Origin of the sequence: Aminobacter sp. MSH1, from assembly GCF_003071665.1 — a bacterium.
GTDB lineage: Bacteria > Pseudomonadota > Alphaproteobacteria > Rhizobiales > Rhizobiaceae > Aminobacter > Aminobacter niigataensis.
Window position 1 is genome coordinate 4926254 of record NZ_CP026265.1, and the last position, 23458, is coordinate 4949711.

Below are 23458 nucleotides of genomic sequence, written 5' to 3' on the forward strand. Positions count from 1 at the left end.
TAGGGTACGACGCTGAGGATGCGGACGAGATGGTCGATCTGCTGAACTACCAAGATGCGAAGCGCAGGGGCGTCCTTAAGCACCGCTAGGGGACCCATCAGGCCATCCCCAGGTCAACCTATGGCTACCCTCAGATGGGGAAGGCTAGCGCCCTTGGGGCAGATGCCACACGGCACGACACACGCCGATTCTTTTGCATACCATTGTGAGCGCAATCGCTAGCCGCAACAGTCTGCGCCGCTCGTGACGTGCTCGCAACGCCATTGTGGTGCCCGGGGCGCTCAGATGCTTGCACTGCCTGCAACATCTTACACAATCCAGATCAAATGTAGCTAGTTCAATGTCGGCATCAGCGGCGCCTCGATAGACATTAGAGCTACCTAATGTTAATTTAATAAGATCAATTGAGCTTCGTTTCAGGGGGGTGTCATGCCGCGATATGCCTTCGTACTGGCACTTCTTCCCACGCTCCTCAATGCTCCTTCCTCATTCGCTCAAAGCATGGGGGAATTCGACCATTGCCGAAGGACGTCATGGACCATGTTTATGGCTGCTGGGGCTAGGACAAATGAGATTACAGTTGCATATCCATCCATCGTCCTCCCTTTTTATTTCAAGAGAGAAACTGACAACAGCGACAATCAAGGACCAAATATTAACTTAGGTACCATAAAGGTAAAATTCCAGTGGTACTCCCGGAATCAAGAACACACCCTAACGGATCAGACTATATATATTCACTCTAGCAGCATTATTACAATAAAATGGGACTACATCAACAATTCGACCTCGCCGGTGTTTGCTCGCGGCGAATTCGGACCCTGTGCAAATATGAACCATTAGAACGACTACGGACGCTTCGACATGGGTGGGTGGGCGCCCAATTGGGCACGCTTCTTCCTTGGCGCTCAGCAACGGGTGGATTGCAACAAAGCGCTCATGGCGGGCTAGCCTCGTACCGCTTACATTTCAACAATTAGGCGTCACAAAACGCAGGAACGCATCACCCACAACTGTCGTGCGTTTCGACATCAGCCCCGAACCACTCATCATAACGTGTAGCCCACCCTCGACAAGCTTCTCTCGCTCTAGGTCGGCATAGATTACACTAATCGTGTTTCCCGCCATTTCTCCGTTTGGAAATGCAGCCTCCACCATGTGAGAGAGCGCTCCCATGCTAAGCGTCTCTGCCTTCTTTCGCGCATAAGGGTTCGCTGTCGGGTCATGCAGGAACTTTAGCACGAGCACGTGCCCAGGCGAGAATTGTTCCAGCAACGATAGCAACCGGCCCGCAAGGGCATCGTCGACGGTGATGCCGGCGATTGTATTTGCTGCTGCATTGACTAGGAGGTCTTTCTTTGCCTCCGAGCGGGCGGTCCTAAACTTGTCTCGAATGTCGTTGATTAGGCCCTCGAAATAAGGATTGTCCCGCAGGGCCTCGACATCAAGTTGATCCCGCTGCTGAAGCTGCGCCACAATTCGACCAAGCCTCTCAACGAACTCCTGTTCACGCTTTCGATAGGGGTCATATCCAAGGGACTGAACGAGCTTTTGCAAGCCAGCCCCCACAATGGGAACCGACCCTAGAGTCCCTTCGATGGCATCGTAACCGTATGATTTCGCGTCCTTCTCTGGATAGCTCCCAACGGTCTCGACATTGGGCTTTTCAGGCTCTTCCGGCATTGGAGATACTCCATTGGCAGCTAATCGACGGTGGGGTCGCAGAATTTGAACTCGGACACTCGCCCGGTCACTGCCCCACACCCGACCCAATCCAGCTAGAGATTGAAAGATAAGGATCAAAATAGTCCCAGAATATCTTTCCGAAAATAATGGCAACAATACCCCACCAGAACTTTCGGTGTATCTTCGGATTGCTGGTCTGCTCCTGAAGCTCAGCCACAGGGAACGCCCACTTTGTATAGCCAAATAGAATTCTATAACACCATAAGCTTGCAAACACGATATATACAAACGCTGCGATACTTAAGAACTGGCTCTTTCCTGCAGACACCTGTCCAACGTAGTCGGAAAGCAACCAACACACGTACAAGGCGAATGGTATTCCAAGCACAAATAACCCGTAGTCGTAGATGAATGGCCCATGAAATCGCTGTCTAAATTTATGCTTTCGATCTATGTTGCTTAACACAACCCTCTCAATTCCTGCCAACCATCCATCACGTTCGCTACCAATAGTCAGGCTGCTCACATTCGGCGTAGGACTTGAAACAATATTGTTAGCATCCAATAACGGAGGCTGAGAGAAATCGAGCAGGACCTGAAAGGAATTCGCGGGATCGACATTGGCCATGCCTCGGTATGCAGTCATATTTGTCATGAAAATTCTTGTAACTGCAGGAGCAGACCCTGACAGCTCGAATATGTCCTCACTATTGCCATAGGTATGTGACCCGTCTTGGCGATACATGCTGACTGTTACATTGAAGGCCTTCTCGCGCACTTCCTTCTTTCGTGCATCAAATTCTTCCTGGGTTTGGTCAGGAAGGAGAACCCATTGCGCCAACTTGAGGTCAGCCTCCTCAGTGACGATCCGTTGCAGTCCACGGAAAATCTTCCTCACGCTGCCGATTGACACTGTGAAAGAGTTGAGGGGGATTTCTTTGTTTACGATATCCATAGCCCTACAAAGCCCGCTGAAGCCAACATTAGAGGCTACTGCTGGCGAAACAGGGCTTCAACTTCCGCGCGTGAGATATCCAACCAAGCCTTAGCTTGTCCCCATCTGATTGGAATTATGGGACACACAAACGGCTTTCCGGCAAGCGCGCCCCCCGAACGCACAACTCGGCAGCAAGGTGGGCTAGCTGGCCACCTTACGCGGACGGCCCCGCCGCTGCAGCTTCGGAACCAGCCTCTTAAGCGGCGCTCCCCGAATAGGCTGAGGCTCGACCCGTTCCGTCGAGGGGCGGTAGGTGGCTTCCTCAACTTCAAACCGGGGCAATTTCTCAATCTCCCGCATCAGCGTGGCGGGCGTCCAGTCGCCATAGCCCTCCCGCGCATCCTCGGGGCTGCTGCCCATCATGTAGTCTCGGGCCTGCTTGTCCATCTCAAGATCGCGCGACAGGGTCGTGAAGAGGTGACGCCACGCGTGATTAGGGCGGTCGTTCGGTGCGGGTATTCCCAAGTCAGCCGTTATCCACTCGCCAACGCGGTTCCCGGCCTCCTTGGCGCGACTTGAGCCAGTGATGTCCGACAGATTGGTCTCCGCAGGATAGGGCACGTAAAACGCGGGGCCGTCGCCAATCTCCTTGAACATGCTGAGGAGACCAAGTTCGACCAAATGAGGATGGACTGCAGTAGTCCATGCTTTGTCACTCTTGGTCGATCCCGCTTCCGGCGTGATGAACAGGAACGGTGTACCGCCCTCGGTCCTCACATCAACACCCCGAAGTTGTGTGACTTCGGTGACCCTCAAGCCGGTGTAAGCACAAATCCACGGCACCCAGAAGATGGCGCGTCGGTGTGGCGCTGAGATTGCCTTGGCAGTTCCCTTGAAGGTCGCGGCAAGGATCGTTTTGGCTTGGATAGCGTCGTAGCCCTTGGGACCTTTCGGGTCGGGGGCCTTACGTTTGTCGCGGATGCCTTTGGCTACATTGTCGACCAAGCTGAACTCATCAACAGCATGACTCAGGACAACACTCAGTGCAGCGCGGTACTTGTCATTGATGGTCTTAGGGGTCAGCCCTTCAGCCATGAGCTTGTCGCGCCACTGGCGGACGTCGTCCTTCGTCACCCGACGTGCATCGCTGTGGCCGATAACCTCAACGAACTTCTTGAGGTAGCTACGATAGTCCTCCCGGGTCTTCTCCTTGAGGGACTGAGTGTCGAACTTGTGGTCCAGCAGGACGAACAGTTCGAACTTGCCGGCAGAAGCTGACGCGCTTGTTCGAGCGGCTGCCTCGCCTGAAGGCTCCCAGACAGGGAAACGCTTGGCACCTTCGTCCGGTGTATAATCGCCCTGGGCCTTCCTCAGATTCACCTCAGCTGCCCGTTGGACGGCACCGAAGGGCGCGTGAACAACGCGGGTGCGGCTAAGCGGGTCGGTGCGAATGCCCTCCCTAGCGAACAGCTCATCAACCGACGGCCCGAACCACCCGTCCAACTCACCTCGCTCCATCTTGCCTTGATTGAGCCTAAGGGCGGCGGTCCAGATACCCTCCTCGCCGGGCTCACTGTCCATCATGCCGACGAGCTGGTGATAAAGGAGACCCGCCAAAGCCTGAATTTGCTTTTGTGTCAGGGGCTGGGGTGACGCGCGGTATCGCTGCCAAAACTCTTGCAGGGCCGCATCAGCCTCTCGATATCGAGCCTTCGCCTCCTCGCGATCCTTGGTCGCAAGGCTCACCTTCACCATCGCGCCAACTTTGACGAAGCGAGTCGCCTCAGCCACGGGAATCGCAACAGGCTCTTCAATCTGGGTGGAGACAAATTCCTTCGGTCGACGCTGCCGGAGGTAGTAGACGCCCGTATCGGGATGTTTCCAAGGACCGGGCATGCGCAAGATCATGTGTACCACCTCTGTGTGCCAACAGGGCGGCGAAAAAGCCAACAAATCCAGAAAGTTGTTTCCCATCAATGGGAAAGAATGGTGCTGCCAGAGAGGATTGAACTCTCGACCTCTCCCTTACCAACGGGGTACGTGGTCTAGTCTTTTCAATTACTTGAGGTGCACTTTAGGCCTAGTCCACGGATTTATCGCGGATAGGTCGATTCATGTTCTATTTCTGTACACACGGAGACCCGCATGATTGAGGGATGGTACCCGCCAGAAATGCGGTCTTATGTAGCAAAAGCACCAAATTTGCCGCTACCGCAGCAGCCGCAAATCAACGAAATTAAGGAGGCACCTATGGACGCAAAGCGCATCCGTTTTCTGGCAATGTCGGCCCTATCGGGGTTTCAAACACTGGGCCGCGACGACGCAATAGATGGAGCTATTTTCGACCTACTGGCCATACTTGGACACGTGGCAGATGACCCTGCCGCGATAGCGCTCATGGAACGGATCAAATTCGACATCAACTCTGAACGTGTCGTTGGTGATGCTGATAGCCTTCAGTTTGTCGACGGTTAGGTTCCGCCCAAGAACCTTTTGAAAGGCCGAGTTGAAGCGGAAGGGTGTGACTTATGCGCAGCTAGCCGAGAAACTGGCCCAGCTCGGCGTTCACGAAACGGAACGGAACCTGAATAACAAGATCAGCCGAGGCGGCTTTACGGCTGCTTTTCTGCTGCAATGTCTAACCGTGATTTCTGTGAGTGAGTTTAGGCTGTGAAGTCGGTAAGGTGGGAGCTTCTTTTCTGATTTTCTCAGATATCTCGCGGCCAATTCGCTTGGCTTCCGCGATATGCCCGTCCGCTATCAAGGGCGCGATGCGGGAGGCATAGGCGCGCATTCGGTCGATGTAGCCAATCGGGTCAGCTTCATAGCTGATCCGGGGTACTGTGACACCCAGTTTCGACACGCTTATTTCCACAGACCTGACCTGATCGACATACCGCTCTAGCTGCGCAATCGAAGGGGGTGAATTCAGATCAAAGAATTGCCCAAGGGTTTCTAGGTCCTTCCCAAGAGATGCGAGGCGTTGTGCGACGACCACGCGTACATCACTCGACCGCGCATCGACTTTTCGAAGCAGCCAATCGAGCCAAGCCCCGATAGTCGCGCCCATGAAAAGCACGGTAAGAAATTGGAACCAGGGTGTTGACGTTGCCCAACTCATGAGCGCCATCGCCGGCTGAACCCAAGCCGATGTATCGACACCGACTCGACGCAAAAGCTCAGAAAAGAACGGCTCCGCAAACATCGCCATGAATGCGCTGGTGATGCCGAGCAAAACGAAGCGAAATATCTTCCCCATAACGGGCAAGAAAGCAGGATTCCGCTTGGAAGTGGAGTCAATCTATTCACGCGGCACCTTTGGTGCTTTTGCTACATAAGACCGGATATTTAGGCTACGCGGGCGTTCCATCGCCTCAGAGCCATCCGGCACACTGGCACTCGTTCTCTTTCGAGACCGCCCTGATTGGGGTGGGAAGGGTGGGCCAACAATGCCGCCTCGCGGTCCCAACACGCTATCCAATTGGCAGCCCGAAGCTTCCTTCGAATTTTCGCGCGTCAGGACAGCAAAACACTAGCAGATTCAACGGATTTGTCTATAATCTTCTGATGAGCAAGCTTGATTTGCACCGCATAGACGAGCGCGCCAAGTCGCTGTTCGCCATCGACAACTCAGAGGAAGACTGGGGCGTTGTGGATGAGTGTGTTCGCAACAGCTTTCGCCATTACGCGGCGCGGACGCTGCGGGCCATGGAGGAATTGGCGGAAGAGACGCGCAGGCTAGGGCTGGGCTGAATCTCGCCGCTCGAACCGCAGCGAACTCGTCGCCTGCATGATGAACTCTAGCGTCTCGACGTAACTCAGATCGGCAATCTTGTAGCCGTCCAGCATCAGTTCCCGCTTGGGCTGTTTCCCGTCTGTCCCCATCGTTACGCGGATTGCGAGCCTCTGTGTCATCTGGCCCTCCGGCGGTCATAACGGGCAAGGTTCCAGCGAATGAGCATCATCAGGAGCCAATCACGCATAGCGCTCCTCCAACTCAAGCATTGAGACAAACTTGTCACTCTCGACGCGGCCACCACGAAGCCGCAGCTCATGGATGCCGTAGGTCAGCCCGGTGGTGCAGCCTTCCGCATAGCTCGGAACGTAGCCGTGAGGCATGGCAGACCCAAGGTTGGTGATGGTGATCGAGTTGTTGATGCCAATCTTCGGAACCGTAATGTTGTTGTTCCGGTGGGTATGGCCGAAGACGATGGAGTGCGTAGCCTGGTTCCCAATGATGTTCTCGGGATATCTGCCGCCAATGGGCTTCCCCATTATGCTGATCGGAACATGTATGAACCCCACGCCCTCAAAGAACAGCCAATGACGGTATGGTGTGGTCTTCCAACGATAGCGGGCAAAGAGCTGGTCACGCTGAAGGGTCAGAGTGCCGGCGAGATTCGGCGCCAGTTCCTCCAGCCGCTCGACGCGATATTCGTGGTTGCCATAGATGACATCGTGGGGGACTTCGCCCAGCCCGATCTCGGAGTGGTAGGCTTCAAGGGCATCCTCGCCAGCGCTGATCTCGTCTTGAAACGAGGGGCGGTTCATCTGGGAGGCTGAACCCGCTGCGCTGTGGAACTCGCAGCTTTCCATATCCAGGGCATCGCCGATGTGGACCACGTTGTCTGGCCGAGACTCTGCCGCATAGCGACCGATCCAGCGCATGTGCTCCACGCCCTGCCCCGGCTTCCAATGCGTGTCCCCGATGGCAAGGACGCGCCGAACGGGGAGATCTTTGGTGACACTGACGTTGTAGGCCCTCACCCGCACGCGGGGCTTAGCATCGATGCTAAGGGCGATACCATCGATGTCAGGGGTGTAGTTCTCTTGGGCGGCCTGCTGCGCCTCACGAATCAAGCCATCGCGGCGCAAGCGTTTGATGCGATCCTGGATACCGCCACGGGATAAGCCGAGGTCGTCAGCCATTCGCGACTGATTGCCTCCATGGGCGAAATATGCAGCGAGTGTTCGTTGCATTTCCTCGTCTGAGACGGGGTGCGCTGGCATGCTTATGCTCGCCCCATCAGGCCGCAGATCGTGGCCCCAGACACCGAGAAGCCAATGCGCGCCCATGACGGCATGAACCCAAGCGGGACAATCGCAGTCATGACGTTGATGCCGATCACATAGCCATCGGCATCGTAAAGCGCGCCGCCAGACATGCCGGGAAGAATGGTCAGGTCGGTCGGGAAGACGCCCTTCAGCGGGCCGACGTTGGTTGCCACGCCGTTGACGAAGCCGCGAAAGACGAGGTTTTCGAACGCCACAGGATTACCGAAGGCCGTGACAGCTTCCCCGACCTCGGGGGCGCGGCAGGAGAGCTTTGCCGATCTGGTGTGCCCCTCGTCCTTGAAGCGAAGCAGGGCAACGTCAGCGCCCTTGTTCACCCAGAGCGTCGTGGCCTTGGCCGTGGTGCCGTCCTCGAATTTGATGTCGAGTTCAGCATTATCCTCGGCCACATGGGCGGCGGTGAGGATGTAGCCGCTGCCAATATTGACACCAGATCCATGGCCGGTCTTCAGCACGATCTTGACGTTCGGGCCGGGCAGATTGGGGCCGATGTGATACACCGCCATGACGGCGGCCAATGCGCATGCAATCACGAGGGTGGAGAATGCCACCCAGAAGCGCGAGGATTCGCCCATGATGGGCTCCTATTTGGGAGGGATCGAGGTAAGCCAGGGGATGAGGGAAGCGGCCTTGACGGCCAGAAATCCGCCAATGGCGGCGGCACTGATGATGAACCAGCGGACGCCCTTCGCCTGAAGGAGCAGCCCGTGCATCTCAGTCACTTTCGAATCCATGGACGCAACCTGCTTGGTTAGCGCGCCCACTTCGGCTTCGAGGCGGATTACCCTGTCGCGGGTGTCTGTTTCAGTGCTCATTGCGCTGGCCTCAGGTTGGTCAGGAAGGCAAGGAGCCGGCGGCCACAGCGCGTCTTGTTTGCGTCGGAGGCCCAAAGATCGGTGATGAGGCGGTGCGTCTGCTGCTGGGTGAGCGGTTCGCCCTTCTTACCGGGGACGCGCACCTTCTGCTCGAAGCAGACCTGAATGTCGGCGGGCACCTCGGGGATCGCCGGCCTAGTTTTGACCATTGATAAGGTTCCGCAGGCGGTCAGCGTCAGGAGCGTCAAAGCAAGCCCTGCCACGGTCGGTAAGCGCATCTTCGAGTTCCTGTGCTTGGTGTTTCTGTAGGTCAGCCTCTTCCCGGTCGGTTTTCGCCTGTGCGGCGTCGGCCTTGCGGGCGGCCTCTTCCCTTGCCCGTTCGTCTTCGAGCGTCTTGATCTGGGAGCGGAGAAGGCTGGTTTCGGCAGCGTGTCGGGCGTCAACGCGGCCCTTGGCGTAGAGAGCGAGGCCGCCGAGCGCGAGCACTGCGACGAGCCCGAGCGCGAGATAGAGGCGCGGGATCATCTACAGCCCCGACAGGCAGTATTTTTGTTCGTCACCCCGGCGGCTCACGAGGCCCCGGACCACACGACCGCCAGCCTTGTTGAATGCCGGGATGCGGTTGCAGGCTGCGCGGAGGTCGCCAGCATTGGCATACCGCGCCACAGATGACTTGCAGAACGCCCCAAGACCGATGTTGTAGGAGAGGCTGAGGAACGCGATGTAAGGCTTGATCGGAATGGCGTCTGGCCGCTTCAGGCAGGCACGCATACCCGTCTCAAACTCAACGAGGCCCTTGGCAAACTGCGCATCACATTCGGCCTTGGTGAACTTCATGCCGGGGCGGATGCCACGAGTTTCGCCATAACAGGCCGTCCACACGCCTATGACATCCTGGTAGCTATTGAGGCGCAGGCCTTCATAGCCGCCAATTAGAGCCACGGCGGCGCCCATAGCGATGGCGCTCTTCTTCAATCTACTCGCCATTGGAGAGTCCTTTCTGTGCGACCAGGCGGGCAACGAAGGCCCCGCAGACGACGAGGCCAGACAGACTGGCGAACACGCCTTGAGGGATTGGCAGAAGGCCATCGAGCAGCGGAAGTGCGACCTCGGCACCAGAAAGGACGCCCGCCAGAATAAGCAGGCGCACGCTCCATGCATGCCGCAGGACATCGCGCCAGTTTGCGACTAGCTTCATGGGATTTCCTCAGATGTGTGGAGTTAGCGCTTGGAGGCTGCCGAGAAGAATGCGTCGATCTGCTCGGGCGGGAAGCCGAGAGCCTTGAACCCAGCCTGCATCATCGACTCGTCACGGGCGAATGTGCCGCTGTTATCGTAGGCAAGCTGGATGGCCTTGCCTTGAGATGCTACCCAGCCCTCGACATGATCCAGAAGCCCCTCCGCCAATAGCTGAAGCTTGAATTGGCGGGCTGTTACGCGGTCGGGAACGCGGTAGATCGGGCCTGTTAGCCCATAGACCGATAGCACGTCGGTCAGTTCGTCCTCTGATGCAATGCGTGTGACACCCGCACCCTTGGGAAGTGCTTTGACGTAGGCGACAGCTTCGCTGGACCAGTAGCGGCGCTCGTCTCCGCCGACGATCCAGAACCAGTTTTCGGGGCTGTATTCCTCCCCGCCTGTGATCTCGATCAAATGTACTGCCCCCCTGTTGCAGTCGTTCCGGCAACACTGCCGGGGAAGTGACTGGCGCCACCACCACCGGAATTGATGACTGCATTTGCGTCAGCCTGGTAACGCTTGCCTGTTGCCGCACCAGAGAACGTGCTGCCATTTGCCAAGACAGTCCCGTTTGTCGTGGCGTTTGCGAAGGCCGTTGAAAACGCCGGGGTGCCAGAGAGCGTTGCCGTTCTGGATGTCATCCGAAAAAACCCGCCATACCGGGCGATGACATGATTGGTAGCGCCGCCAGTGATTGTGTAACTCCCTCGGCACTCGACAATGGCGCCCGCTGCATCCGCATTGATATGGTTGGCTGCACAGGCACCAAATTCGGTCCCGGTGAACCATATTGTGCCGCCTGCTGAGTTGCGGATACAGTCGCCCGCCGTCGTTGTGGCAAGCTTCAGCCCGACGATGCTAAGCAAGTTCGCCAAGGGCACGACTGTCGCAATGACGTGGTTGCTCGTGACGCTCAGGATCGCCGATGTCGACCCCGAGATGATGACCGTGCCACCAACCCAATTCTTGGTGATGATCGTCGCCCCGGTATACGTGCCGTCCGCAACCGCAATAGTTACGTCAAAGCCGTTCAAATCCAGGGTTAGGACGACGTTTACCGCCTTTTGCAAAGTCAGGAATGCCGAGCCTGAGGTGTTGGCCGAACCGTCGTTGCTGTTGGAGCCATCTGTTCGGACGTAGTATGTGCGGTTTGCCAAGAGCAGTTCGCGGGTTGCCGAGCGCAGTCCAGCGGGGGTAACTGCGCGGGTCGCGTCAGTGCCAGTCTGGGTTTCCGAGTTCGTTGCCAACTCAACGACGCCGGTTGTCGTAGTATCCGCTGCCTGTTTGATCGAAGAGAATAGGGCAGCGGCGGAAACTGACGTGAGCAGGCTGCGCCCGTATGTGGTTGTTGTCAGGGCCGCAATTGCAGTGAGGTCGCTGTCGAGCGGCTGAAACCCGAACGCGTTGCCTATCCCCTCTGCCGGCACGGACATGATCTGATTGCCGACCACGATAGCCAGCCGTGCCCGAGATAGATCTGTCGGGGCCTCTGTGGCTGGGATTGTGGGCGAGATGCCGGGTAGCTGCATTAGCTATGCCTTCGGGGTTGGACCCCGCATAGCGGGTGTCAGTCGGGTTCGTTGCCCGAGTCCAGGGCCTTATCGACCAGAATCCTGATGGCTTCCGATTTGCTCGGGATGCGCGGCTGTTTGCGGCGCCATTCCTCAATGCGCGCCACCCACGTTTGGGGCGCGACAATCTGAATTCGCTCAGTCGGCGTTCCGTCTTCGAGTTTGGGCGGCATGGCAGGAAGCATATCACGGTCCTTGCGCATTTTGCTATCGTGTGTAAGATAGCATTATCTGCTTAATGCGCAAGATGGTGAAAATGCTGTTACGATGCGCGCTTACACTTTGTCTAGTGGCAACTCCGGTGCTGGCGGCGCGAGAGGACCCGGAGTGGAACCCGCCGGCACGTTTCGACTTCCCGTATCCCGGCAAGATGATTATCCGCTATCTGCCCCAGCCCAAGGTCGTGGAAGAGTGCCGCAGAATTTCTAAGGGCTCCATTGACAGCCTTACGACCCGTGGCTGCGCTAAGCGCCTATCGCCCAAGGTCTGCGTCGTGGTGATTGTCGAGGAGACCTATAAACGCGCCACGCCGAGTGCCGTCCTTCGGCACGAACGCGGCCATTGTAATGGCTGGCCGGGTACTCACCCGGATTGAACTCTAGGGCGCCTTGACCAGAGAGATTGCTGCCAAGACCATGCCTTCGGAGTCGGCAATCACTTGAGATGCTGAAACCGTTCGGTTGACTTGTACGCCCAACCCAGAAATGAACGCCCCACTGTAGCGCCCGACGCCGCCATTCTGGTCGTTTTGCTCTGTCACGCCGACCCAGGTGACATTGTTATTGTCTTGGCTGGACGACATGCCGGCAATGACGGTTCCGCCCTCTGACACATCGATGTCGACGCCAAGAAGCAAGGGACTGACGGCGGTGGCAAAGCCCGCATCAAGATACTGGGCGACTGAATAGCTCTGGGTCGTCATGTAGACATCAATCCGCACAGTGACGACCGTTCCAGAAAAGCCCATGACGATATTTGACACCCCGCCTGTGGGCACAAGCGCGTCCATGATCCCGACACCAACATGCTGGGCCACACCATCGGATAGCGCCTCCGAGCCACGGACGGCGGCAGTCTCACCGTTGATGGTCCCCGATGTGAGGTTAGCTACGTTTACGCCACCCGCCCAATGCGGAACGACCACGATGGACCGGTTGGCGTGGGTGGTGCCAAGATCGAATGAAGCCGTAATACTGCTGCTCCCCGTGTTGGCGCTTGTCGTTGTGCCGAGGTAGGTAAATGTCAGAGGCCCACCATCGCCAATCACGCCACAATAAATCATTCAGATCACCCGCGTGTATTTGATGGTGAAGCTCATGTCCGTGCATGACGAATTGGAGGAGATCGTTACAACGATGTCGTCACCAGCAGAGAACGTATTGGACGAGGCGTGCGTCTGGGTCTGTTCGGCGGAGGAGACGCTGTTTGCGGTGCCACCCAGCGCGGTCGTGTTGATCTTGAACGTCGCCGTGCAGGTGCCAGATGCAGATTTGGTCACGGTCTCGTTGATGGTGCCACCGAAGGGGCACTTGAGCACCAGGGTATAGCTTTTGTTCGATGGGCTCTCAATCATGCCGGAAATTGCAGATGCAGTGGTCACCGCCGCGAGGTTAGAAGGGGACAGGGCGCGAGCCGTGTCAGACCTGGCAATAGCCTCTGCATCGGTTGCCTGCTCGATGATGCCCCTCGCGGTCAGGGAAGCATCGAGGCCGTTGATTGTCGGCGAAGTCAGCGTCTTGTTGGTGAGCGTCTGGGTATGCGCCTGGAATACGAACGTATCATTGCCGGTCAACAGCGGGAGCGTGATCGTCCTGTCTGCCACAAGCTCGCTGACGCCGAACGAGTATTTATGATCTGCACTGGTGTCCCAGATTTTTGGGAGGGTCATCACGGCGGGGATGAAATAGCTGGCCGAGATCCCGTCCGCCACCTGCTTCATCAACTCGCGAAACAGGTTATCCACCTGTGACGGCGTTGTGACGGCACCGTCAATCGGGATTGAATTCAGGTCAGTGTTGTTCGCCGCAGTGGTGTCCCACTGCGTGACAGCTGTCTTGGCCATGTGATTGCCTCGCTAGATCAATAGAGCCCGCCAACGCCCTTGCTGATCGCATCAGCGGCGCGCGGTGAGATGTCCCGCATAGCGCGGTCGGAACGATTGGATTGGCGCCCGCCAAGAGCCCCGGCAACGCCTGTAGGCGCATTTGGGAACGGCCCGCCCGACTGCGGGTTGGCAAAGCGCATCTGTTGCGTGAAGCCGAACTGATCAGTTACCGGCATGCCGAACGTGCCAATGCCAAGCCGGTCGAGCGGGTTCTTGCCCTTGGCCAGATCGCCGGCCACGACAGCCCCGAGCGCCGCACCGATGGGGCCGCCGAGGAAGCCGCCAAGCCCACCGCCGACAACCGTGCCAAGCCCACCGCGTACCTTGCTGCCGAGGTTGCTCGGGGCTTGCGGCGTGGTTGGAATGCTGTTGCTGCCGAGAGGGCCGGCAATGCCGGGGCCAGACGAGGCCATTTGCTGCCCGTTCGGCCCCGTAGTCGTCGTGACGCCGTATTTGTTCGTGACGCTGGTATTGCCCCACTGATCGCGGCTGACCGTGTTGCCGCCCGTTGCAACACCGGAGTTGGCCCGGCCTGCATAGACATCAGCAGCGGTGTACTGCGGCACCGAGGGAGGGGGTGCGCTCACCGCCTGATTGATGCGCTGGTTGATGGGCGACGGGAGCCGAGGCATTGTCGGTGTGGTGATCGGCGCGGGAGCGGGAGTGGCCGGGACAAAGCCAGGGACAACCGTATTCGGCGGCATCAGCCCGGTTTGCGTCAACGGCCCGACATTGGGCGACATCATCGCATTCATTGCTGGTGTCGGGTTGGGCACCTTGCCCGCGCCGTAGCTGGCGTACTGATCGGCCAGAGACATGTTGGCGTTGGGTGCCTGTGGAGTAGCCGCCGCTGCCGGGGACACCAGCCCATAGCCAAAGCGCTCGGGTGCGGGCGTCTTGGTGGTTGGGACATCATAGGCAAAACGGGCCGGGTTTGGCTCTTGGATCGTCTTCGAGGGGAGCCGGTCGACCTTGGCCGTTGCGGTCTGTGTGCGCGGTCCAAAGCGCTCTGGGTTGGGCTGCGTGTCGTAGGCGAAGCGGGCAGGATCGGGGGCACGCGGTGTAGCTGGCGCAAGTTTCCCGCGCTCAACCTTGCCCGCCGGGGCAGCCATCATGGTATCGGGCGGAGACGGGCGCGGGGATGGTGTAGGTGCGTTCGTGTAGGGCGTCGGGCCGATCCCGGTCTTACGGGCAAAGTCGAGGTTCTTGGCCCACGATTGGGCCGTATTGCCCCATTGAGCACCACCACCGAACTTCTCAAGCGGCATGGTGTCGATGTGCATGCGCCCCGGCCCCATGTAGCCGGTCTGCCCGTAGCCGATGTTGGCGTTGTGCTGTGCCGCCATGGACATGGCGATGTCCTGAAGGGCTACAGGATCGGTTATTTTCTGCCCATTAGGAGCCGTGAAGTGGAAATCTCCGGCGAAGCCGAGCGGGTGCCTGTTCTTAGCCCCAATCGCACCTAAGCCACGTGGCTCCATGCCCGAGTAGAGCGTCGTCGTGGTCCCCGGAATAACACCGCTTGCAGCCGCAGAGACCTTTTCCCCGATACCGCTGGTCGGGATCTGGTTTCGCTTGGCCCCGGCGAGGTCGTAGCTAAGGAGCCCCGGAATATCGACCGAGGGCCGGGACGGCATAGCGAAAGATGGGAATGCAGCAGTGCGCAGCGCCGAGGCCATATTGCCTACGCCAGCCGCAACCTGCCGCACAGGAGCAGTAACCGCACTCGCTACGTCGCCAATGGCGTTTGCCGTCTGCCTGATGGCATTGCCGAGTTTCGACGCAGCCTGCGGCGACTGGTGGAACTTGTGCCCGCCGATATCGACCGTCTTTGCGAGCTTGCTGGCCCATCCAGGCTTGTTTGCGCCCGAATAGAAGTGATCGGCGCCGCCCGTAGGGTCTTCTATCTTGCCGGCCAACACGTCCCGAGCAATGCGCTCGGCTTCGGCCCGCATCTTGGCATTCTGCTGAGCCTTCTTCGCGGCACTACCGGGCTTGGAATAGCCGTCAAACTGGTTTGGTGCGCGAACGACTTCGCCAACAGTCTGCCCGCGCACGGTTGCACGGTTATTGATGACGCTGGCAACGGCAACCATGCCTTTACGGCCTTCGCCAGCCGCTTCGGCAATGATCGTGTCAACGAAATCGTTGAAATCGCGCTGGTTTGCCAAGGCGCCTCACCGTGTGATAGATTCTGAGGGAATGAGCGAACGCAGCGATCCGCCCCTAATCGAGCACAACCCACACGAAAAGCGCCAGACCATGGCCATATGGTGGGTCGCATGGCCTATGGTGGCGCTGCTCTGGGCTTGGTACCTGTATTTCTATGAGTTCGACTGGCCGTCCGTAGCCATTGGCGGCGTCACGATGGGCGTCCTCGTCATATGGGGGACGGAGATTACTGGGAACGAGGTTCCGGAGTCATGGCGCAAGTCGGCCCGTCGCCGCTGACCCGCCATATGTCAACACCGCGTTGATAAGAGCCCGTTTTTCTGCTGTCAGTGAGCCACTCTTTAGCAACTGGTTGGCAAGATAGCGCTGCCCCTGTTTGGACATCATCATTTTGCCCACCACGCGTGGAGCGACAAAGCCAGCCAAAGCACCTGCAAGTGCCCCCTGAAGGCCGCCACCGTCCTGTGCCCCATACGCGCCTCCAGCACCGGCACCGACAATCGACGGAGCCATAGCCCCGAGATTGCGGACAGCCAACCGGCTAGCCGTTCCAGAGTTCGGCAAGGGCGTCATGACCGCCTGCCCTGCTTTCGCAAGTTTGGTGAAATCGCTCTTGCCAGTGGCGAAGCCGGACTGGTTGCCAGAAGATGCAGCCATACGAAGACGGGCCGGAGAAATGATGCCAAGTGCCGCGTCTTCACCGCCACCATTCGCGGCCTTTTCCAGCACCTTGTAATTGCCATAGCGCTGACGCAACCCAGACCATGCGCCTTTGTCGGCAGGCTGGATAGAACGCTCCATGCCGTTGTCGAGTGCATCACGAAGGCCCCGGATCGCGTCCGAGAACTCGCCGTCGCTATTGCGATAGTTCTTGGCCATACGGGTGAGCCGCGAGCGGATCGTCTGGTAGTCCTTGCCCGACATAGCGTTCTTGCCGGCCTTGAAGCGCCCGATGATATCATCGCCCAGATTCTGGAATATAGCCTTCTGGTCTGCGGGTAGGACACGCGCGTATTCTTGCGCGGCCCCGGTCATGTCATCGACAATTCCCTGGTCAAGGCGAAGGGTATTGCGCGCTGATAGGTCTTCGAACTCCTTCCCAAGCCTCCCCTTGAGCGCTGCCAGGGTGTCGGGATCGGCGAGACCGTTGCCGCCCGCCTTACGCATGGCCGCATCCGTAAAGGCCCGCCCTTGGTCCTCCATGATGTTGGCTGCCGCATCGCCGCCGATCTCACTCTCAGCGTAACGCAGCGCTTTGCTACCGGTCTTTTGACCGGCTGTCAGCGGCACACCTTCGCTTCCGAGGAATTTTGCGGCTGCGGTGCGATCAGCAGAGGTCGCGAATGGTGAAACTGCCTTTTGCGCAGCCTTCGACAGACCGGCAACGATGTAAGGGGCTGCAAGGCCAGTGGCACCACCTATGACGGCGCCCCAACCGGCCCCCTTAGCCCTGCTTTCCAGATCCGTACCGCCGCCCGCGCCCTGCAAGCCAAGATAGGCCGCCCCATCAAGGCCGCTGCCAAGCGCTACACGCCCCAAGCTCCCACCGCTGCGGGCTGCATTTGCTGCGAAGCCCCCGCCGCCCGTTGCAAGAGCCTGAGCAACGCCGCCACCAACTTGGCCAGCGAGATAAGAGCCTGGGTTTTGCGCCTGTGCCGCATCCTGATTGCCGCGCATCTGGGCAAGGATCTGCGAACGGCTCAGACCACTGCGACCGGGCAGGGATTCGAGGCCAGCTGCAACCGTCGAGGCCAGTTCGTCACCAAAGCCAAAGGTGGTGGCGTCAGCAGCGCCCATGGCAGCTGAGCCGGCCTTGCCATACTGCGGCTCAACCATACCCGTTTCGGGGTTGTAGCCTTCGACGCCCGGTGGAACGTATTCGGGAGCATTGTGGCCGGATGCACTGAAACCGCGCACGTCGTCTACGGTCACGCCCTCGCTGGCGATGTAACCGTCGATGTCCTGTTCCGGCGCGCCCTGAGCGGCCATTTTACGGACGTTGTTTTTGATGCGTGCAAGATCAGCCATCAATCGAGCCCGTACTTGCCTTTGTAGTCAACACCGCCCTGTGGTTGGCCACCCTGTGGCTGATTACCGCCCCGGCTCTGCTGGAAGATACGAGCGCCCTCATCGGGTCCATGAACGACCTGCAACAACGTCATCTCGTAGTCGTCCAGATCGCGCTGGAAGTTCGGGCTGCGCGGATCGAGCGCGCCGGATTTATCGGCTAGCATCTCGGCTTCCTTTTCCGTGACGCTTCCGAGCGCGCCGCCCGTTGGGGACGCCTGACGCATAGCCGTGAGATTTTCCACCTTGGCCTGAGATTTCAACACCTCAACTTGGCGCGCCACTTCAGCGCTGTCGGTCCAAGGCATTTGCGCCATTGTGCCCTGTCCAACGTGGCCAAGATTGCGCTCTTTGGCCGCCTCACGGGCTCGTTGAGCTGCTGACGTGACTACGCGGGTGGCTACAGAGGCCTGTCCGGCGCTGCGAGCGTCCTTTTCCGACGTATCTTCAGGCCCGCCAGGAATGGCGCGCATGGTTGCACCGTCCGGTCCCTCAACCAGTTCGAAGCCTTGCGGAATCGTGCCGTACTTGCCGCCGCCTACCGTGATATTGTTCTGGTTGGCGCCAGCCTTCTTTTGGTCGAGCTGGTAATCCATAAAAGAGCCGTTGTAGCCCTGCTGCTGGGCGAACTGATATTCTTGCAATGTAGCGGTCGGCTTCTGGACCTGCCTCTCCTGTAGGTAGAGGTCATAGATCTCCTTGGGCTGGAAGCCGTTGTCGAGCATATCGGCGTATCGCTGGTCTTGCTTGCGCAGCCAGGCGGCGGTCTTGTTGGTCTGTGCCGTGAGATTCTGCTGAGCCATAGCCGGGCCGGCTGCCGAGAGCGCATTGCCGAAATTGGCCGAATTGCCCTGATTGCCGAGCAGCGCACCTGCCATGGGCAGCGCCACGGACGAGTCGAGAAGCTGGCCGAGGAAACCGGGCTGTTGCTGCATGGCACCGGGAACCTGCGCCTGTTGGCCGCTGTTTTGCCTGCCGAAAAGGGCGTCGAGAATGCTCATGCTCGCCTCACGAAAACGTCGGTTTTGGGCTGCTTGATATCGACACGCTTCGAGGAGCTAGCTGCTGGCGTAGCAGTGCTACCGGTCGGGGGAACGTAGCCCTTCGAGTAGTCCGGCATCTGCATCGGCTTATAGAACTGCTGGAGATATGACATCATGTCTGCCGGCTGCTGGCCGAAGCCTGATCCAAGCTGCTGTGCAAGCGCCTCGAGCTGACCCGGCATTGCAGGCTGGATCGTCTGCATGGGCTGCTGCGGCGTTGGAGTGGCCGCTGGCGATGCGCTGGCAGGTGATTTGTTGCTGCCGCCCATCAGAGTTTGCCCCCGCCGCCAGAAAGCAGGCTTGCCCCGCCTAGACCGGCGCCCGCGATGTTGGAAAACGTGTTGCTCGGCCCCTGTGCGGTCGAAGTGCTCGTGCCCAGATTGCCGGCCCCCGAGGCGATACCCTGAAGAGCCTGAATATTGGCCAAGGGCAGATTCTGCTGCTCCTGCGTGATGCGAAGCTGATCGTTGAGATTGCGGCCATACAGGTCTTCGTTCATCGCACCCACTTGAAGCAGCGGGTTATAAGCGTCCTGCATGCCCTTGTAGGCGTTGCCCATGTTCGATTGGCCCTGCTGGCCGGCGTTGAACAACTGCTGCTGTGCCTGATCCTGTCGGCCCTGCCAGTTGCGATATTCGTCACCGACCATGCGTGAGGTCAGATCGCCAACCTGCTTTGCCATGACCCCCTCATGGGTTCCCGAACCATAGCGGCCAGCACCCGAGGCGTTGAGCTTGGCAGCATTGGATGCTGCATCCTGTGCCTGTTGCAACACCTGTTGGAACGCCGGGTTGCCATTCGGGTCAAACTGCCCTGTCGCGGTCGAGCGGATGCCAGAGAGCGCGTCCTGCTGCTCCTGGTTATAGCCGCCCGAGTCGATGATGCCCTGATATTGGCCTGAGAGCCCCTGCCCGCCCGTGTTGGCCTGCCCGAGCGATTGCAAGCCGCCCATAGCCTGCGTCGTTTGCTGGGCGTAGGGCACGACCGTTGACTGCGTGTTGGGCTTAACGAGGCCGCCGTTCTTGTACAGATTATGTGCATCGCCCATGGTCTGGTTGAGCAGGGGTTTTGCAGCCGAATACGGTTCGTTGCTCGTGGTCTGGGTTGATTTGTTGCTGCCGCCCATCAGATTGCCACCTCGTAGACAGCCCGAAGCCTCTTGGCGTCAGGGAAAATGACCTTCCAGCCATCGCGACCGTCCGCGATCAGCCCATTGCACCCGCACAATTTTGCTACCTGGCTGACGTGATTTCGGAGGGTGTCAGCCCATTCCCGCACGCCCTTGCCGTAGAGGCCGAGGCAGCGAAAACGCTGGCCTTTGCCCCATGCTTCCGGCTTCCACGCCGTTGCGGCTATGATGTCGTTCGCTTCGTTCTGGACGACGAACAGGAAGCAATGACCGGCCCGGCAGCCAATCCAGAGGTCGCTAACCGTCAGATCGCCACCAGAGCGCGTTGATGCCCGCTGAAAGCCCGCCACGACATGCGGCCACACCGTATCAACCATGTGGACCGGAACGAGGCTGGCGTTCACCCGAAGCCCGCTTCCGTGAAGAACGGGCTCACCCCATGGAGGTAATCCCACTCACTGCCTGCCGCGATGTTCACGCGGAAGCGATGGAACTTGGCTTCCGAGAGGAACCCGCACATGCCCGTGCGGCTGTCCCGCGTTTCCGGGTCCGACCAAGTCAAGGTATCTTCAGACAAATCGGCGCTGCCCACCTGTATGGTGTAGTTCGTCGCGTCACTCTTGAGCTTCGCACCCTCAACGAACGATCCCGTCTCTGGGGTTAGTTCTATCGTCGGGGTTTCAACCGTCGCAGCGGCAGGAGGGCCGGCAAACAGCGATAGCTTGTTGGACGCGGTGAACGCCCCGAAGGTAATGCGCCCGCCCTTGAACAGGCGGCTATCGAGCGGGATGTCGATATCATCGAGCGTGCCATAGCTATCGAGATCATCCAGCACGGCACCAATCGACACTGCCGACACAAGCAACTGAGCGGGCGTATCCGACATGCACAGTCGATCAAGTTGCCAGTCCCAGCCGATCATCTTGTATGCGGCGTTTTGGTCCTGATACCTGAACCAGACGATCTTCTGCGATGGATCGGCAATCCCTTGCACCTCACCCAGCTTGTCGAGATCCACGTCGGCAAAGAACGTGCGGTCCATGCGCTCGGCGCCAATTGGCCGATGCTCATCCCCGACAAAGAACCCTGTTTCGTTGAGATAGGCGTAACTCTCGCCACCGAAAGGAACGACCGCCAGCGGAGCAATGGCCCCGCGAGATGCATCGATATCCTGCATCTGGAACGAATAGGTATTGCCTGGCGTGAACAGCAGGCGCCTTTTGCAGCGGCGCTGGATGATGCGCGCGCCGCCGATGTTCGACATGATCGCAACAATCTCGTCACCGTCTGCGATCTGCTGCCGGTCGCTATCGCCGGGGTTGCCCGTCACCGTCCAGTTGGTCGGGTCATCAATCTTGCAGTGCTGCCAGTCCTGCGGGAACACATCAGCCCCAACCTTGAGAAAGGCCAGGAACAGGAAGTCGCCCACGCACTCGATGAACTTGGCGCGAGGCGGCGAACCAGTCGCATCAGCAAGAACCGTTCCCGTATCGACATCAAAGACTTGCAGCGGGTCGTTCAGGTTGGTGAAGTAGACCTTCGTGCCATAGCGCTCGGCCTGCCACAGATCGCCCGTATCCGGGCCTGTGTAGCCGCCAACCTTGGAAATATCGGTCCATGTTCCATCAGATTGAAGGCGCTTGATGGCGGTTTTCGTCGCCGCGATCAAGCCAAACGAGCCCGTCGTGCTGCGGTACCACCATGCGCCGTAGCATTGCCCTCCTAGTGAGTCGCCCAATTCGGACGGACTAGGCATTGGGCCCCATCCGTTCGATATCGGCAGCACGTTCACTGCCACTTGGGTCGAGGTAGCCGAGAACGGTCCTTTATCCGGCTCCAGCGGGGGAAATTGCAGCATCAGAACGAGCCGTCGTAGAACGCGCGCCGGCCAATTGAGGCCAGTGCTGGGTCAACCGTCGCCACTGCACGCTTGCTCTGCGCGATGGAGCTTTTGATAGACGGAAGAACGCGCTCCAGGATTGCGCTGAAGGTAGACGCGAAGGGCGAATTACGTGTGAACACGCCGCCCCACATCAACACAGCCGCGAGATACACGTCGGGATGATTGGTCAGCAGCCAGTTTGTCGTGGCGCTGTCCGAAAGGCTGAACTTCTGGCGGAACCGGAAGCGAAACGAATATGCCTGATCGAGCGGGCAATCGAAGTCGATGTTGGTGCCGTCGATGGCCCACAGGCTTGGGCGGCTCGATGACGCCAGATACGGGAATGTCCCGTCCGTCTTCTGGGTTAGTTCAAGCTCATCGCCTGAACTCGGATCGACGAGAAACAGCGCAATGGCGCGCTCCATGCTCTGCGCTGCGATATCGATACGGCGATTATCCAGAACGCCTGTAAGCGTTGCGTCTACCTCGACTGCCGGGATTTCGCGGTTCAGGTGCGCTTCGGCCAAGGTGATGAAATCGGCGGCGCGGCCAGACATGGAGGCGCGAGCCATCCACGTAGCCACCTCGCTCTGCAATTCGGCATAGTTGGTGAACGGCATCAGGTCACCCGCGAAGGCTTGACCGCTTGCAGGGCGTATTCGTACTGCCGGTCCTTCCGAATGACGGAATGAACCAGGTCGAAGTCGGCCCTGTAGCAGAAGCGATAATCGGTCATCGGCGTGTTGCCGACGTTTGCCGCATAGTTGGGCTGCGACAGGAAAATCATGATCTCAGGGCCAAGCACCCGAGTATGGCCAGGGTCGCCCCATGCCCATGGTGAGAACCAGTGCGGCGAGATACCAAAGAAGTGCCCGCCCGGCTTCAGAACGCGCCAGATGTCGGACCACTGGTCAAAGAAGAACCGCCAATCGCCCTGCTGGCCAATGTGTTCCATCACGTCGTAGGCGTGGATCTCGTCGGCAAAATCATCAGGGAATGGCAGCGGCAGGACCGACAGGTCATGCACCACGTCGGGCTTGTGGTCGTCGTTGAAGTCGACCGTAATCAGCCCGTCCCATGCCTCCCGCCCGTCATTGCCTAACTTCTTGAGGTGATTGGAGCCGGCGCCAAGCAGGATTTCAGGCAAGTATCTTTTCCTTGATCCATTGGGCCGGGTCGCCCGTATACGAGCGAAGGCCGTCGTGATGACGAAGCTTGATTGAGGGGTCGAGCCAAACCGTGCCGCCTGTATCGCGCCAGAGACGGCAGAACCCGTAGTCCTCGCCGTAGAAGCGACCATCGTGGAAACCGGTCGGGAAATAGTCGGCCACCGCCTCGCCTTCCCTGCCGTAATAGAGGTTGGCTGGGATCGCCGCGAAAGCCTTGCGGGTGATCTTGACGAACCCACCAGGCAGGCCGTCGACCTTGTACAGATCACCAACGGGCTCTGGCGTGCCATGGATATGGAAAAGCTCCATGTCGTCGCGCTTGGCCCGGTATGTGGCCCCGATAACGTCTTCAGGACGCTTGGCCAGTTTGGCCAGTTCGCCACCAGTCCAGCTAATGTCGGAATCGACCATCACCAGACAGTCAGCCTTGGAGGCCAGAAAGCGCTTGGCTATGAGGTTTCGAGCGGCCCCAATCAGTGAGCAGCCGATTTCCCACAGCACAAGAAAATGGACCCCCTGCCCGTAACCCAGCAATTGCTCGGCCAAGAGGGAGTCCATAGTATTGGCGCAC

31 protein-coding genes are annotated in these 23458 nt (G+C 58.8%); 4 read left to right on the forward strand and 27 right to left on the reverse strand.

From position 1 onward, the window contains the following. Positions 1-969: 969 nt before the first annotated feature. The 3 genes from CO731_RS24230 to CO731_RS24240 all read right to left on the reverse strand — a co-directional run bounded on the left by CO731_RS24230 (position 970) and on the right by CO731_RS24240 (position 4531). Entirely contained in the window at positions 970-1683 is a 714-nt protein-coding gene (locus CO731_RS24230) for a hypothetical protein (RefSeq protein ID WP_108609181.1), read from the reverse strand. Positions 1684-1750: 67 nt separating this feature from the next. After that, complete coding sequence (locus CO731_RS24235) at positions 1751-2641, reverse strand: hypothetical protein (protein ID WP_108609182.1); 891 nt, start codon at positions 2639-2641, stop codon at positions 1751-1753. 183 nt (positions 2642-2824) lie between these two features. After that, positions 2825-4531: a site-specific integrase gene (locus CO731_RS24240; RefSeq protein WP_245439511.1), complete on the reverse strand. Its 1707-nt coding sequence runs from the start codon at positions 4529-4531 to the stop codon at positions 2825-2827. A 237-nt stretch (positions 4532-4768) separates the two neighbouring features. On the opposite strand from CO731_RS24240, the gene CO731_RS24245 reads away from it, so the two are divergent. Together CO731_RS24245 and CO731_RS29425 are read left to right on the forward strand one after the other, a co-directional pair. After that, complete coding sequence (locus tag CO731_RS24245) at positions 4769-5098, forward strand: hypothetical protein (protein ID WP_108679468.1); 330 nt, start codon at positions 4769-4771, stop codon at positions 5096-5098. Positions 5099-5144: 46 nt separating this feature from the next. Then, positions 5145-5297, forward strand: a complete 153-nt coding sequence (locus CO731_RS29425) for a DUF6471 domain-containing protein (RefSeq protein ID WP_245439947.1) — start codon at positions 5145-5147, stop codon at positions 5295-5297. On the opposite strand, the gene CO731_RS28835 is transcribed toward CO731_RS29425, so the two are convergent. Further along, on the reverse strand, positions 5262-5891 hold the full coding sequence (locus CO731_RS28835) for a hypothetical protein (RefSeq protein ID WP_159091699.1): 630 nt from the start codon (positions 5889-5891) through the stop codon (positions 5262-5264). The two genes, CO731_RS29425 and CO731_RS28835, sit on opposite strands and share 36 nt — an antisense overlap. A gap of 299 nt (positions 5892-6190) precedes the next feature. Between CO731_RS28835 and CO731_RS24250 the strand changes: the two genes are divergently transcribed. Then, positions 6191-6376, forward strand: coding sequence for a hypothetical protein (locus CO731_RS24250; protein WP_108609186.1), 186 nt, complete (start codon positions 6191-6193; stop codon positions 6374-6376). Here the strand turns inward: CO731_RS24250 and CO731_RS28840 are convergent. The 11 genes from CO731_RS28840 to CO731_RS24300 all read right to left on the reverse strand — a co-directional run bounded on the left by CO731_RS28840 (position 6362) and on the right by CO731_RS24300 (position 11524). Next, positions 6362-6538, reverse strand: a complete 177-nt coding sequence (locus CO731_RS28840; protein ID WP_159091700.1) for a hypothetical protein — start codon at positions 6536-6538, stop codon at positions 6362-6364. The two genes, CO731_RS24250 and CO731_RS28840, sit on opposite strands and share 15 nt — an antisense overlap. A gap of 60 nt (positions 6539-6598) precedes the next feature. After that, positions 6599-7552 carry a metallophosphoesterase gene (locus CO731_RS24255; protein ID WP_159091737.1) on the reverse strand — a complete coding sequence of 318 codons (954 nt, stop codon included), beginning with the start codon at positions 7550-7552 and terminating at the stop codon, positions 6599-6601. 83 nt (positions 7553-7635) lie between these two features. Beyond that, positions 7636-8271, reverse strand: coding sequence for a serine protease (locus CO731_RS24260; protein ID WP_108609188.1), 636 nt, complete (start codon positions 8269-8271; stop codon positions 7636-7638). A 9-nt stretch (positions 8272-8280) separates the two neighbouring features. Next, positions 8281-8511 (reverse strand): hypothetical protein, encoded by a 231-nt coding sequence (locus CO731_RS24265; RefSeq protein WP_108609189.1) that lies wholly within the window; start codon positions 8509-8511, stop codon positions 8281-8283. Continuing rightward, positions 8508-8720 (reverse strand): hypothetical protein, encoded by a 213-nt coding sequence (locus tag CO731_RS24270; protein ID WP_108679469.1) that lies wholly within the window; start codon positions 8718-8720, stop codon positions 8508-8510. Before CO731_RS24270 ends, CO731_RS24265 begins: the two co-directional genes overlap by 4 nt. Continuing rightward, positions 8707-9036: a hypothetical protein gene (locus tag CO731_RS24275; RefSeq protein ID WP_108609191.1), complete on the reverse strand. Its 330-nt coding sequence runs from the start codon at positions 9034-9036 to the stop codon at positions 8707-8709. Before CO731_RS24275 ends, CO731_RS24270 begins: the two co-directional genes overlap by 14 nt. Then, positions 9037-9486, reverse strand: coding sequence for a lysozyme (locus CO731_RS24280; protein ID WP_245439512.1), 450 nt, complete (start codon positions 9484-9486; stop codon positions 9037-9039). A 1-nt stretch (position 9487) separates the two neighbouring features. Next, a complete protein-coding gene (locus CO731_RS24285; protein WP_108609193.1) occupies positions 9488-9709 on the reverse strand; it encodes a hypothetical protein in 222 nt (73 codons plus the stop codon). Between the two features lie 23 nt (positions 9710-9732). Further along, positions 9733-10164 carry a hypothetical protein gene (locus CO731_RS29430; RefSeq protein ID WP_245439514.1) on the reverse strand — a complete coding sequence of 144 codons (432 nt, stop codon included), beginning with the start codon at positions 10162-10164 and terminating at the stop codon, positions 9733-9735. Continuing rightward, positions 10161-11201, reverse strand: a complete 1041-nt coding sequence (locus CO731_RS24295; RefSeq protein ID WP_159091701.1) for a hypothetical protein — start codon at positions 11199-11201, stop codon at positions 10161-10163. Before CO731_RS24295 ends, CO731_RS29430 begins: the two co-directional genes overlap by 4 nt. Before the next feature lie 116 nt (positions 11202-11317). Beyond that, positions 11318-11524 (reverse strand): hypothetical protein, encoded by a 207-nt coding sequence (locus CO731_RS24300; protein ID WP_108609195.1) that lies wholly within the window; start codon positions 11522-11524, stop codon positions 11318-11320. A gap of 35 nt (positions 11525-11559) precedes the next feature. On the opposite strand from CO731_RS24300, the gene CO731_RS28845 reads away from it, so the two are divergent. Next, a complete protein-coding gene (locus tag CO731_RS28845) occupies positions 11560-11916 on the forward strand; it encodes a hypothetical protein (RefSeq protein WP_108609196.1) in 357 nt (118 codons plus the stop codon). A gap of 3 nt (positions 11917-11919) precedes the next feature. Here the strand turns inward: CO731_RS28845 and CO731_RS24305 are convergent, their stop codons facing one another. The 12 genes from CO731_RS24305 to CO731_RS24365 all read right to left on the reverse strand — a co-directional run bounded on the left by CO731_RS24305 (position 11920) and on the right by CO731_RS24365 (position 23433). Then, positions 11920-12603 (reverse strand): hypothetical protein, encoded by a 684-nt coding sequence (locus CO731_RS24305; protein WP_108609197.1) that lies wholly within the window; start codon positions 12601-12603, stop codon positions 11920-11922. Next, positions 12604-13383, reverse strand: a complete 780-nt coding sequence (locus CO731_RS24310) for a hypothetical protein (RefSeq protein WP_108609198.1) — start codon at positions 13381-13383, stop codon at positions 12604-12606. Positions 13384-13400: 17 nt separating this feature from the next. Beyond that, complete coding sequence (locus tag CO731_RS24315; RefSeq protein WP_108609199.1) at positions 13401-15596, reverse strand: cell wall hydrolase; 2196 nt, start codon at positions 15594-15596, stop codon at positions 13401-13403. Between the two features lie 250 nt (positions 15597-15846). Continuing rightward, positions 15847-17625, reverse strand: a complete 1779-nt coding sequence (locus tag CO731_RS24325) for a hypothetical protein (protein ID WP_108609201.1) — start codon at positions 17623-17625, stop codon at positions 15847-15849. After that, entirely contained in the window at positions 17625-18665 is a 1041-nt protein-coding gene (locus CO731_RS24330) for a hypothetical protein (protein WP_108609202.1), read from the reverse strand. The genes CO731_RS24325 and CO731_RS24330 overlap by 1 nt, the downstream gene beginning before the upstream one ends. Further along, entirely contained in the window at positions 18662-18976 is a 315-nt protein-coding gene (locus CO731_RS24335) for a hypothetical protein (RefSeq protein WP_108679471.1), read from the reverse strand. Before CO731_RS24335 ends, CO731_RS24330 begins: the two co-directional genes overlap by 4 nt. Then, positions 18976-19833 carry a hypothetical protein gene (locus CO731_RS24340; protein ID WP_108609204.1) on the reverse strand — a complete coding sequence of 286 codons (858 nt, stop codon included), beginning with the start codon at positions 19831-19833 and terminating at the stop codon, positions 18976-18978. The genes CO731_RS24335 and CO731_RS24340 overlap by 1 nt, the downstream gene beginning before the upstream one ends. Beyond that, positions 19833-20240: a hypothetical protein gene (locus CO731_RS24345; RefSeq protein ID WP_108609205.1), complete on the reverse strand. Its 408-nt coding sequence runs from the start codon at positions 20238-20240 to the stop codon at positions 19833-19835. Before CO731_RS24345 ends, CO731_RS24340 begins: the two co-directional genes overlap by 1 nt. Further along, a complete protein-coding gene (locus tag CO731_RS24350; RefSeq protein WP_159091702.1) occupies positions 20237-21694 on the reverse strand; it encodes a hypothetical protein in 1458 nt (485 codons plus the stop codon). Before CO731_RS24350 ends, CO731_RS24345 begins: the two co-directional genes overlap by 4 nt. Further along, positions 21694-22338 (reverse strand): hypothetical protein, encoded by a 645-nt coding sequence (locus CO731_RS24355; protein WP_108609207.1) that lies wholly within the window; start codon positions 22336-22338, stop codon positions 21694-21696. The genes CO731_RS24350 and CO731_RS24355 overlap by 1 nt, the downstream gene beginning before the upstream one ends. Next, positions 22338-22865: a methyltransferase domain-containing protein gene (locus tag CO731_RS24360; RefSeq protein WP_108609208.1), complete on the reverse strand. Its 528-nt coding sequence runs from the start codon at positions 22863-22865 to the stop codon at positions 22338-22340. Before CO731_RS24360 ends, CO731_RS24355 begins: the two co-directional genes overlap by 1 nt. Then, positions 22858-23433, reverse strand: a complete 576-nt coding sequence (locus CO731_RS24365; protein ID WP_159091703.1) for a hypothetical protein — start codon at positions 23431-23433, stop codon at positions 22858-22860. The genes CO731_RS24360 and CO731_RS24365 overlap by 8 nt, the downstream gene beginning before the upstream one ends. Positions 23434-23458: the final 25 nt, after the last annotated feature.

Bases quoted from the DNA above. Each gene is read 5' to 3' on its own strand.
- CO731_RS24230 (WP_108609181.1), bottom strand. From the start codon at position 1,683: ATGCCGGAAGAGCCTGAAAAGCCCAATGTCGAGACCGTTGGGAGCTAT.
- CO731_RS24235 (WP_108609182.1), bottom strand. From the start codon at position 2,641: ATGGATATCGTAAACAAAGAAATCCCCCTCAACTCTTTCACAGTGTCA.
- CO731_RS24240 (WP_245439511.1), bottom strand. From the start codon at position 4,531: ATGATCTTGCGCATGCCCGGTCCTTGGAAACATCCCGATACGGGCGTC.
- CO731_RS24245 (WP_108679468.1), top strand. From the start codon at position 4,769: ATGATTGAGGGATGGTACCCGCCAGAAATGCGGTCTTATGTAGCAAAA.
- CO731_RS24250 (WP_108609186.1), top strand. From the start codon at position 6,191: ATGAGCAAGCTTGATTTGCACCGCATAGACGAGCGCGCCAAGTCGCTG.
- CO731_RS28840 (WP_159091700.1), bottom strand. From the start codon at position 6,538: ATGACACAGAGGCTCGCAATCCGCGTAACGATGGGGACAGACGGGAAA.
- CO731_RS24255 (WP_159091737.1), bottom strand. From the start codon at position 7,552: ATGGCTGACGACCTCGGCTTATCCCGTGGCGGTATCCAGGATCGCATC.
- CO731_RS24260 (WP_108609188.1), bottom strand. From the start codon at position 8,271: ATGGGCGAATCCTCGCGCTTCTGGGTGGCATTCTCCACCCTCGTGATT.
- CO731_RS24265 (WP_108609189.1), bottom strand. From the start codon at position 8,511: ATGAGCACTGAAACAGACACCCGCGACAGGGTAATCCGCCTCGAAGCC.
- CO731_RS24270 (WP_108679469.1), bottom strand. From the start codon at position 8,720: ATGGTCAAAACTAGGCCGGCGATCCCCGAGGTGCCCGCCGACATTCAG.
- CO731_RS24275 (WP_108609191.1), bottom strand. From the start codon at position 9,036: ATGATCCCGCGCCTCTATCTCGCGCTCGGGCTCGTCGCAGTGCTCGCG.
- CO731_RS24285 (WP_108609193.1), bottom strand. From the start codon at position 9,709: ATGAAGCTAGTCGCAAACTGGCGCGATGTCCTGCGGCATGCATGGAGC.
- CO731_RS24300 (WP_108609195.1), bottom strand. From the start codon at position 11,524: ATGCGCAAGGACCGTGATATGCTTCCTGCCATGCCGCCCAAACTCGAA.
- CO731_RS28845 (WP_108609196.1), top strand. From the start codon at position 11,560: ATGCGCAAGATGGTGAAAATGCTGTTACGATGCGCGCTTACACTTTGT.
- CO731_RS24305 (WP_108609197.1), bottom strand. From the start codon at position 12,603: ATGATTTATTGTGGCGTGATTGGCGATGGTGGGCCTCTGACATTTACC.
- CO731_RS24310 (WP_108609198.1), bottom strand. From the start codon at position 13,383: ATGGCCAAGACAGCTGTCACGCAGTGGGACACCACTGCGGCGAACAAC.
- CO731_RS24325 (WP_108609201.1), bottom strand. From the start codon at position 17,625: ATGGCTGATCTTGCACGCATCAAAAACAACGTCCGTAAAATGGCCGCT.
- CO731_RS24330 (WP_108609202.1), bottom strand. From the start codon at position 18,665: ATGAGCATTCTCGACGCCCTTTTCGGCAGGCAAAACAGCGGCCAACAG.
- CO731_RS24335 (WP_108679471.1), bottom strand. From the start codon at position 18,976: ATGGGCGGCAGCAACAAATCACCTGCCAGCGCATCGCCAGCGGCCACT.
- CO731_RS24340 (WP_108609204.1), bottom strand. From the start codon at position 19,833: ATGGGCGGCAGCAACAAATCAACCCAGACCACGAGCAACGAACCGTAT.
- CO731_RS24350 (WP_159091702.1), bottom strand. From the start codon at position 21,694: ATGCTGCAATTTCCCCCGCTGGAGCCGGATAAAGGACCGTTCTCGGCT.
- CO731_RS24355 (WP_108609207.1), bottom strand. From the start codon at position 22,338: ATGCCGTTCACCAACTATGCCGAATTGCAGAGCGAGGTGGCTACGTGG.